The sequence below is a fragment of the Amycolatopsis sp. NPDC059235 genome (genome assembly GCF_042754125.1).
Taxonomy (GTDB): domain Bacteria; phylum Actinomycetota; class Actinomycetes; order Mycobacteriales; family Pseudonocardiaceae; genus Amycolatopsis; species Amycolatopsis albidoflava.
On record NZ_JBHZAG010000173.1, the window covers coordinates 1 to 8,113 of the forward strand.

At 71.1% G+C, this 8,113-nt stretch carries 11 protein-coding genes; 5 read left to right on the top strand and 6 right to left on the bottom strand.

The window, feature by feature from the left end:
• Positions 1 to 144: 144 nt before the first annotated feature.
• Both ACFXI3_RS46695 and ACFXI3_RS46700 read right to left on the bottom strand, forming a co-directional pair.
• Positions 145 to 1,041: an acyl-CoA desaturase gene (locus tag ACFXI3_RS46695; RefSeq protein WP_344283336.1), complete on the bottom strand. Its 897-nt coding sequence runs from the start codon at positions 1,039 to 1,041 to the stop codon at positions 145 to 147.
• 394 nt (positions 1,042 to 1,435) lie between these two features.
• Positions 1,436 to 1,639 carry a cold-shock protein gene (locus ACFXI3_RS46700; RefSeq protein ID WP_037814060.1) on the bottom strand — a complete coding sequence of 68 codons (204 nt, stop codon included), beginning with the start codon at positions 1,637 to 1,639 and terminating at the stop codon, positions 1,436 to 1,438.
• A 386-nt stretch (positions 1,640 to 2,025) separates the two neighbouring features.
• On the opposite strand from ACFXI3_RS46700, the gene ACFXI3_RS46705 reads away from it, so the two are divergent.
• Complete coding sequence (locus ACFXI3_RS46705) at positions 2,026 to 2,214, top strand: hypothetical protein (protein ID WP_344283341.1); 189 nt, start codon at positions 2,026 to 2,028, stop codon at positions 2,212 to 2,214.
• Between the two features lie 103 nt (positions 2,215 to 2,317).
• Here the strand turns inward: ACFXI3_RS46705 and ACFXI3_RS46710 are convergent, their stop codons facing one another.
• The 3 genes from ACFXI3_RS46710 to ACFXI3_RS46720 are packed head-to-tail and all read right to left on the bottom strand — an operon-like array spanning position 2,318 to position 5,323.
• Complete coding sequence (locus tag ACFXI3_RS46710) at positions 2,318 to 3,907, bottom strand: glycoside hydrolase family 13 protein (protein WP_378408651.1); 1,590 nt, start codon at positions 3,905 to 3,907, stop codon at positions 2,318 to 2,320.
• Positions 3,907 to 4,302, bottom strand: coding sequence for a globin (locus ACFXI3_RS46715; RefSeq protein ID WP_116201571.1), 396 nt, complete (start codon positions 4,300 to 4,302; stop codon positions 3,907 to 3,909). Before ACFXI3_RS46715 ends, ACFXI3_RS46710 begins: the two co-directional genes overlap by 1 nt.
• A 19-nt stretch (positions 4,303 to 4,321) precedes the next feature.
• Positions 4,322 to 5,323 carry a mechanosensitive ion channel family protein gene (locus tag ACFXI3_RS46720; RefSeq protein ID WP_344283347.1) on the bottom strand — a complete coding sequence of 334 codons (1,002 nt, stop codon included), beginning with the start codon at positions 5,321 to 5,323 and terminating at the stop codon, positions 4,322 to 4,324.
• 411 nt (positions 5,324 to 5,734) lie between these two features.
• Between ACFXI3_RS46720 and ACFXI3_RS46725 the strand changes: the two genes are divergently transcribed.
• Complete coding sequence (locus ACFXI3_RS46725; protein ID WP_050788293.1) at positions 5,735 to 6,187, top strand: HNH endonuclease; 453 nt, start codon at positions 5,735 to 5,737, stop codon at positions 6,185 to 6,187.
• 118 nt (positions 6,188 to 6,305) lie between these two features.
• Here ACFXI3_RS46725 and ACFXI3_RS46730 read toward each other — a convergent pair whose 3' ends face one another.
• Entirely contained in the window at positions 6,306 to 6,497 is a 192-nt protein-coding gene (locus tag ACFXI3_RS46730; RefSeq protein ID WP_344283353.1) for a hypothetical protein, read from the bottom strand.
• 100 nt (positions 6,498 to 6,597) lie between these two features.
• Here ACFXI3_RS46730 and ACFXI3_RS46735 point away from each other — a divergent pair, with 100 nt between their 5' ends.
• The 3 genes from ACFXI3_RS46735 to ACFXI3_RS46745 all read left to right on the top strand — a co-directional run bounded on the left by ACFXI3_RS46735 (position 6,598) and on the right by ACFXI3_RS46745 (position 7,803).
• Positions 6,598 to 6,771 carry a hypothetical protein gene (locus ACFXI3_RS46735; protein ID WP_235146640.1) on the top strand — a complete coding sequence of 58 codons (174 nt, stop codon included), beginning with the start codon at positions 6,598 to 6,600 and terminating at the stop codon, positions 6,769 to 6,771.
• A gap of 308 nt (positions 6,772 to 7,079) precedes the next feature.
• On the top strand, positions 7,080 to 7,334 hold the full coding sequence (locus tag ACFXI3_RS46740; RefSeq protein ID WP_037814055.1) for a hypothetical protein: 255 nt from the start codon (positions 7,080 to 7,082) through the stop codon (positions 7,332 to 7,334).
• Positions 7,321 to 7,803: a DUF5130 family protein gene (locus ACFXI3_RS46745; RefSeq protein WP_378408653.1), complete on the top strand. Its 483-nt coding sequence runs from the start codon at positions 7,321 to 7,323 to the stop codon at positions 7,801 to 7,803. Before ACFXI3_RS46740 ends, ACFXI3_RS46745 begins: the two co-directional genes overlap by 14 nt.
• Positions 7,804 to 8,113: the final 310 nt, after the last annotated feature.

Sequence of the window (8,113 nt, forward strand, 5' to 3'; positions counted from 1 at the left end):
CGGCTCGTGTAAGGGGTCCGCTGCGCCTGACACCCCGCCGCTGCCCTCAGGTCGGTGTGGGGAACCCTGAGGTAATCAGAGTCCCTCAGGGTTCCCCTCACGGACCGCGAACCGCGCCCTGCCAGGCGGGTTCCTGGTGCAGGGTTAGGCGGTCTTGAGTTTGCGGGCGAGCCGTTCGGCCCGGGGCCAGCGCACGTGCGAGGCCCAGCGGAACTTTTCGAACATCCAGATCAGCCGCGCGGAGATGTCGAGCTGGCCGCGGCCGACGCCGTGCCGGGCCCCGGTCGGGTCGGCGTGGTGGGAGTTGTGCCAGGACTCGCCGAAGGACGCGATCGCCAGCGGCCAGAAGTTCGCCGAACGGTCGCGCGCCTCGAACGGGCGCTCGCCGATCAGGTGGCACAGCGAGTTGACCGACCACGTCACGTGGTGCAGTGCGGCGACCCGGACCAGGCCGGCCCAGAAGAACGCGGTCAGCGCGCCCCACCAGGTCATCGTGATCAGCCCGCCCAGGAGCGCGGGCCCCAGCAGCGTCGCGAGGGTCAGCACCGGGAAGAGCCGGTCGATCCGCTTCAGGTCGGCGTCGTCGAGCAGGTCCGGGGCGAAGCGGCGCGGGTTCGTCCGGTCGCGGCCGAACAGCCAGCCCATGTGCGCGTGCCAGAAGCCCTTCGCGAGCGCGGCGGGCGTGGTGCCGAAGCGCCACGGCGAATGCGGGTCGCCGTCGCGGTCGGAGTACGCGTGGTGGCGGCGGTGGTCGGCGACCCAGTCGATCACCGGTCCCTGCATGGCCATGCTGCCCGCGACGGCGAGCGCGATCCGCAGCCCGCGGCGGGCGCGGAACGCGCCGTGGGTGAAGTAGCGGTGGAAGCCGACGGTGATGCCGAGGCCGCTGACGCAGTAGAAGGCGGCGGCGAGGCCGACGTCCAGCCAGCTGAGGCCCCAGCCCCAGGCCAGCGGCACCGCGGCGGCGACCGCGACGAGGGGGACGACGGCGAAGAGCTTCACCAGGAAGGCCTCGGTGCCGGTCTTGCGGCCGGCGAGCATGGGCTGCGGGGTTTTCGGGGGATGCTGGACGGTGCTCTGGGTGTCGATGGGTAACGCTCCTGTCGAGCTGGTCCGGCCGCCGCGCTCTGCGGGGCCGAGGCCGGTGCCGCGGCGGCTGTCCGGGGCGAGGGGGGAGCCGCCGGACGGGGATGCGCCGTGCGTTGCGAACTGGCCAGGCAGGGGAGGGCCTCGAGGCCAGTCGCGACCTGCTCTGGTCAACGGGTGATCTTCGGCCCGGGTTCCCGGGACGCGGAAGACCTTGCGCGGCCGGGTGAATTCACCGGCGCGCACCAGGGGGTGGATCGAAATCGGTTGCCGGGGGCGGAAAGTCCGCTCCGGCGAGGGTCCCCCTGGTGCGGAAAGCCTTCCGCACCAGGGGAAACACCAGCGGAACTCAGATGGCGCGGACGCCGGTGGCCTGCGGGCCCTTCTGGCCCTGGCCGACCTCGAACTCCACGCGCGCGTTCTCCTCAAGGCTGCGGAACCCGTTGCCCTGGATCTCCGAGTAGTGCACGAAGACGTCGGCGCTGCCGTCGTCCGGGCTGATGAACCCGAAGCCCTTTTCGGCGTTGAACCACTTCACGGTGCCTTGCGTCATAAAAACTATCTCCATCGGGACTAAACATCAGATGCCACCTCGGCACCCGGGCCGGCAACCGACGGAGTGCCTTCCGAAAGAGAACACCACGCCCGCTACATCTTGCGAGCGTGGCTGCGGGACGTACCCACCGCACGAACACAAAACACGACCGTCGTCAGTAAAGCACGCCGGAGCCGGTCTCACCAGGGCTGCCGCCCCGCGGGTCCACTGTGGACGCCGCGACGCGCGGACGGGGACGGGCTCGCGGGCAGGTCGGGGCGGGGAGTAGCGTCAGCACCGTCGAGAAGTCTCACCGTGCGCCGGCGTTCGAGCCGGCGCCGTCCCCGGCGGATCCGCCCCGAACGGAGCCGCCGGTGGCCCCTTCCACCTCGACGAGGAGCGACATGCGCTCGGAACGACGTCCGCTGTCCGCCGAAACCAGTGAATTCGCCCGCGCCCGGGTCTCCGCCGAACAGGACCTGCGCGTCCAGCAGGAACACGCCACCCGCACCGTCGCCGAACACGCGCACGACGCCGACGACCTGCGGGGATTGCTCGCCATGCTCGGCCTGGAGGCGGGTGCCCGAGTCTGACCTGTGCGCAGGTCGTGAGGGGAACCCTGAGGGACTCAGAGTCCGTGAAGGTTCCCCTCACGGACCCGCACGCTGGAGCGCTGCCCACCAGCGGGCGGGGGCGCTACCCGAGCCAGGCAGCTGAGTCCGGCGCGAGCCTGCCGTCGACGAGAGGGCTGCTGGTCAGCAGCACTTCGCCCGGTGGCAGGGCGATCGAGCTGGCCGAGGTGTTCAGCGCGCAGATCAGCCCGCCCCGGCCGCGGCGGAACGCGAAACACCCGGCGGGCGCGCCGTACCACTGCAGCTCGTTGCCGCCGCGGAACGCCGGGTGGTGTTTCCGCAGCTCCACCGCGCGCCGGTACAGCGACAGGGTCGATTCCGGGTCTTCGAGCTGCCGTTCCACCGTCAGCGGAGCCCAGTCCGCGGGCATCGGCAGCCAGGTCTGCGCCGTGCGCGAAAAGCCGTACGGCGGAAGCGTGCCCTCCCACGGCAGCGGCACGCGTTCGCCGTCGCGGCTGAACTCCGGGCCCTGGGTGCGGGCGCGCGGGTCGGTCATCGCCTCCAGCGGCAGGTCGGCGTTCGGCAAGCCCAGCTCTTCGCCCTGGTACAGGTACACCGCGCCGGGCAGGGCGAGTTCCACCAGCGCCATCGCGCGCGCCCGGCGGACCCCGGCCGCGCCGCCGCCGTAGCGGCTCGCCGCACGCCACACGTCGTGGTTGGACAGCGTCCAGGTCGCCGGGGCGCCCGCCGCGCGCGGCACCGCCAGCGAACGCTCGATCGACGTGCGCATCGCGTCCGCGTCGAAATGCGTGAGCACCAGGCGGAAGTTGAACGCCAGATGAAGTTCGTCCGGCCGCAGGTAGCGGGCCAGCCGTTCCTCGTCCTGCACCCAGATCTCGCCGACGGCCATCGCGTCCGGGTACTCGTCGAGCACCTTGCGGATCAGCTGGTGCGCCTCGTGCACGCCGTCGTCGTCGAAGCGCGGATCGCCGGGCGCGCCGCCGCCGTGCGCGGGCGTGTCGGGATCCATGTCGGGCAGCCCGGCGGGCTTGGCCATCCCGTGCGCGACGTCGATCCGGAACCCGTCGACGCCCCTGTCGAGCCAGAACCGCAGGGTGCGTTCGAGGTCGGCGCGGACGTCCGGGCTGGCCCAGTTCAGGTCCGGCTGCTGGGGCGCGAACAGGTGCAGGTACCACTGCCCGTCCGGCACCCGCGTCCACGCCGGGCCGCCGAACACGCTGACCCAGTTGTTGGGCGGCTCGGCTCCGCCGGGACCGCGGCCGTCGCGGAAGTGGTAGCGCTCCCGCTCCGGGCTGCCCGGACCGGCGGCCAGCGCGGATTTGAACCACGCGTGCTGGTTGCTCGTGTGGTTGGGCACCACGTCCACGGTGACCCGGATGCCGCGCCGGTGCGCCTCGGTGAGCAGCACGTCGAAGTCGCCGAGGGTGCCGAACATCGGGTCGACGCCGCGCGGATCCGCCACGTCGTAGCCGTGGTCGGCCATCGGCGACGGGTAGAACGGCGTCAGCCACAGCGCGTCGACGCCCAGCAGTTCCAGGTAGCCGAGCTTGCTGCGGATGCCCTCGAGATCGCCGATGCCGTCCTCGCCCGAATCGGCGAACGACCGCACGTAGATCTCGTAGAACACCGCGTCCGACCACCACGACGGCCGCGGAAGGCGGTCCGGCCGCCTGCCCGCGACCCGGCGTCTCATCAGACGAAGCTGTTCATCATGCTGTGCGCGGCCATTTCCAGGTACGCCCACAGCTGGCTGAGGTACGGCTCGGGCAGGTTCTCCTCGTCGATCGCGATCCGGATGCAGCGCAGCCACGCGTCGCGTTCGATCGGGCCGATCTTGAACGGCGCGTGCCGCATCCGCAGCCGGGGGTGGCCGCGCTGGTCGGAGTAGGTGTGCGGACCGCCCCAGTACTGGATGAGGAACAGCCGGAACCGCTCCTCCGCCGGGCCGAGGTCCTCTTCCGGGTAGAGCGGGCGCAGCACCTCGTCGCGGGCCACTTCCTCGTAGAACCGCTTGATGATCCGGCGGAAGGTCGGTTCGCCGCCCACCGCCTCGTACAGGTTCGCCGGTTCCGGCTCGCTCACAGACACACCTCCATCTTGCCCTGCCTCAGCTGCGCTGCGCGCCCGACTGCTTGTCCTGCATGGACGACAGCAACCGGCCGAGCGGCGGTTCGAAACCGGCCTCCTCGAGCGCGCCGAGCAGCTGCCCGCGCAGCTTCCGCTGCACCGCCCACTGCTTGCCCGGTCGCACCTTGACCGTCAGGCGCAACACGATTCCCTCCGGTGTGACCTGTTCGACGCCGAGCAGCTCCGGCGGCTCCAGCACGTTCGCCGAAAGCGCGTCCGATTCGACCGCCTTCGTGGCCGCGCCGCTGAGCACCTCGGTCGCCCGGTCCACGTCCGCGGAGTAGCTCAGCGGGACGTCGACCACGGCGTAGGCGAAGCCCTGGCTGGAGTTGCCGACGCGCAGCACCTCGCCGTTGCGGACGTACCAGACGGTGCCCTTCAAGTCGCGCAGCGTGGTAATGCGCAGGCCGACCGCCTCGACCGTGCCGGTCGCTTCGCCGATGTCCACGACGTCCCCGACGCCGTACTGGTCCTCGATCATCATGAACATCCCGGAAAGGAAGTCCTTGACCAGGTTCTGCGCGCCGAACCCGAGCGCGACGCCGACGATCCCGGCGGACGCGATGATCGGCGCCAGGTCGATGCCCAGTTCGCCCAGCACGAGGATGAACGCGAGGCCGTAGATCAGGAACGTGGAGCCGGACTTCAGCACCGAGCCGATCGTCTTGGCGCGCTGCCTGCGGCGCTCGGTCACCGCCGTGCCGAGCATGTCCGGCGCGCGTTCGCGCAGCGGTCTCAACAGCGTGGGGATCTTGCCGCCGCTGCCCGAGGCCGGAAGCGTGGTGACCCGGTCGATCAGCCGCTTGGTGAGATATCGCACCAGGAAGGCGATGACGAGGATCAGGACGATCTTCAGCGGCTTCGTGAGGAGCCAGCCCGCCGACGCGGCGAGCCACTCGTTGTGCGTGACCGAATAGACCTGGGCGCACCACGTCCCGGTCTCGGAGATGCAGGCGGGTGGAGCGCTGAGCACGGCATTCACTGGTGGAGACAGTCCTTTCTCGGTTCGTTGTCCCGGCGGCGCGCAGGCGGTCGGCGGGTGGCCGCCGGGTCGCGGGTATGTGACACGTCACAGAACACGCGTGCGCCGGGGCCCTGATGTGTGGTCGACTATGCCTGCACCGGTGGAGGTGGTCGAGTGCCAGACCGACAACCCGTCCCCCTCGGCGGCGCCGGCCAAGCCATGGCCGAGCTGCCGCCGGAGGCGATCCTGCGTGCCTGCCCGGGAGGGTCCGCATCCGGCGGCTCCGTCCCGTCCGGGCCGGGGACCCGTCCAGGGGGAGCTTCCCGTCCGCCCGGACAGCGTAGAGCCCGCGATCCGGTCGCCCCGGCGTGGGGGCGGCGCCGGGTCCTCCTGCTCAACGCCACTTTCGAGCCGCTGACCGCGGTGCCCATGCGGCGTGCGGTGGTGCTCGTCATGTGCGGCAAGGCGGAGGTCGTGCACGGCGATCCGGGAGGCGTCGAACTGCACGCCGCGACGGTGTCGCTGCCCGTTCCTTCGGTGATCCGGCTCAGCACGTACGTGCGGGTGCCCTACCGGGCGCAGGTGCCGCTCACCCGGGCCGGGCTGATGCACCGGGACCGGCATCGCTGCGCCTACTGCGGCGGCCGGGCCGAGACGATCGACCACGTCGTCCCGCGCAGCAAGGGCGGTCCGCACAGCTGGACCAACTGCGTCGCCTGCTGCGCGAAGTGCAACCACCGCAAGGCCGACCGCCTCCTGTCGGAGATCGGCTGGCGGCTGCGCGTGGTGCCGCGCGCCCCGCACGGCCCGCACTGGCGGCTGCTGGCGCATTCCAAAGAGGCCGATCCGCTGTGGCGGCCGTATCTCGGGTCGGCGGCCTAGGCTCCCGGACCCGGACACGTCGGCGCCCCGGCTGCCTGTGCGGCGGCCGGGGCGAGCCGATGGATCGTGCTCGACGTCCCTGATCCGGTGCTGGGCGGTGCTTGCTGCGCCTGTTTGCTCAGGCGGCGAGGCTGTAGTCGGCCTGGCAGGTGACCCGCGTGCCCATCGTGACCCGGGTGCCGCGCGTGACGCGAGTACCGCGGGTGACGCGAGTGCCCATGGTGACGCGAGTGCCCATGGTGACGCGGGTTCCGGCGGTGACCCGGGTGCCGCGCGTGACCCGAGTGCCCATCGTGACCCGAGTGCCCATCGTGACCCGAGTGCCGCAGGTGACCCGCGTGCCTGCCGTGACGCGAGTCCCGCGAGTGCTTGCCGTGACGCGGGTCCCGCGGGTAACGCGGGTGCCCCTGGTGACTCGAGTTCCCATGGTGACCCGGGTACCCATTGTCACGCGAGTGCCCGCGGTGACCCGGGTTCCGCGGGTGACCCGAGTGCCGCGCGTAACCCTGGTGCCGGACGTGACCCGCGTTCCGGGCACGAATCCGGTCTCGCTGGGTGACGAAATGGTCTCGGTGATCGCCTGAGCGGGGGTCTGGACGCTCTGCATGAGGTGTCCTCCTGGGACCGGTGCGTAACGGGCTGGGGCTGGGGAGGCGGGCGCAAGGCCCGTACAGGTGAAAAAGCTACGAGGATTTCAAGGTTCGGACAAGCCGGTATCGCCCGGTACGGCCGCCTGTACGGCGAGTTGCCATCTTTCGGCCCGCCGCCCTTCGCCCCAACGTTCCAGCGGGGGCGGGCCAAGCGGCGGACGGCGCCTCAGCGACGACGAACGGTCGCCGCCGGTCGCGGTGTCGCGCGGTGGCCCCGGAAGGCATCCGATACGCTCACCGGCGTGAACGTTGTCGAGACGATCCTGGTCTACGCGGTCATCCCCGGGGCCATTTACTTCGTGGTCGGCGCCGCGACCTTGCGGAAGAAGTTCTCGGGGACGCCGCGGTACCGGCCGGGGCAGCCGTGGGAGTACCCCGCGATGTGGTGGACCGCCAACCCGGACGGCGTAGGAGCCGGCCACGGCCCGGCGGTTGACGTGAATGCGGCGCCCGCGGGCGCTTCGACGGCCGCAGGAGGCGCTCGTGGCAAGTGGTGAAGTGACCCAGACCGCGGTCGCGGAGAAGGACCTGGCCTTCGGCGAGGTCATCACCAACAGCGGCAGGCTGTCGGCGGCGAAGATGTACGAGCCCGCGGCCCCGACGAGCCCGTTCACGGTGCAGCAGCTCGCGCGCCTGGACGAGGCCCTGACCTTCGCGACCCGCGAAACCGGCCTCGGCTTCAGCATTTACCTTGGCGACCTTGGCGAAGACACCCGCGCCGGTGCGGAAAAGCTGCACGCCGCCACCGACGACCCGGCGAACGCGGTCCTGCTGGGCGTCTCGCCCGCGCAGCGTGCGATCGAGATCGTCACCGGCGAACGCGCCCACTCGCGCCTACCCGACCGAGGCGCGAACCTGGCCGTGGCGAGCATGGTGGCCTCCTTCAAGGAAGGCGACCTGACCGGCGGCCTGGTCAACGCCCTGCGCATGCTGAGCGACCAAGCGGGCCCCGCCCCCAAGCACTGACCCCGCACAACCTCTCAAGGAGCCGTCCCGCCACCGCGCGGGGCGGCTCTTTCTACGTTGTGCCTCCGGCGCGTCCGTGAGGGCCACCTTCACGGACTCTGAGTCCCTCAGGGTTCCCCTCACGACCCTCGGAGTTCCGTGAGGGGCCCCTTCACGGACTTAGATTCCCTCAAGGAGCCCTTCACGGCCCGCCCGCCCAGCGCTCCGGGATGCGCCCCAATGTGGCATTGGGTGCGTCTGACGCACCGAACGCCACATTGGGTGCGTCGCATGCACCCAATGCCACATTGGGGCGCTAGCCGCCCTACCC

What these genes read in the sequence shown, in the direction of transcription:
- ACFXI3_RS46695 (WP_344283336.1), bottom strand. Translation starts at nt 1,041, where the DNA reads ATGCTCGCCGGCCGCAAGACCGGCACCGAGGCCTTCCTGGTGAAGCTC.
- ACFXI3_RS46700 (WP_037814060.1), bottom strand. Translation starts at nt 1,639, where the DNA reads ATGACGCAAGGCACCGTGAAGTGGTTCAACGCCGAAAAGGGCTTCGGG.
- ACFXI3_RS46705 (WP_344283341.1), top strand. Translation starts at nt 2,026, where the DNA reads ATGCGCTCGGAACGACGTCCGCTGTCCGCCGAAACCAGTGAATTCGCC.
- ACFXI3_RS46710 (WP_378408651.1), bottom strand. Translation starts at nt 3,907, where the DNA reads ATGAGACGCCGGGTCGCGGGCAGGCGGCCGGACCGCCTTCCGCGGCCG.
- ACFXI3_RS46725 (WP_050788293.1), top strand. Translation starts at nt 5,735, where the DNA reads ATGCGGCGTGCGGTGGTGCTCGTCATGTGCGGCAAGGCGGAGGTCGTG.
- ACFXI3_RS46730 (WP_344283353.1), bottom strand. Translation starts at nt 6,497, where the DNA reads ATGGGCACTCGGGTCACGATGGGCACTCGGGTCACGCGCGGCACCCGG.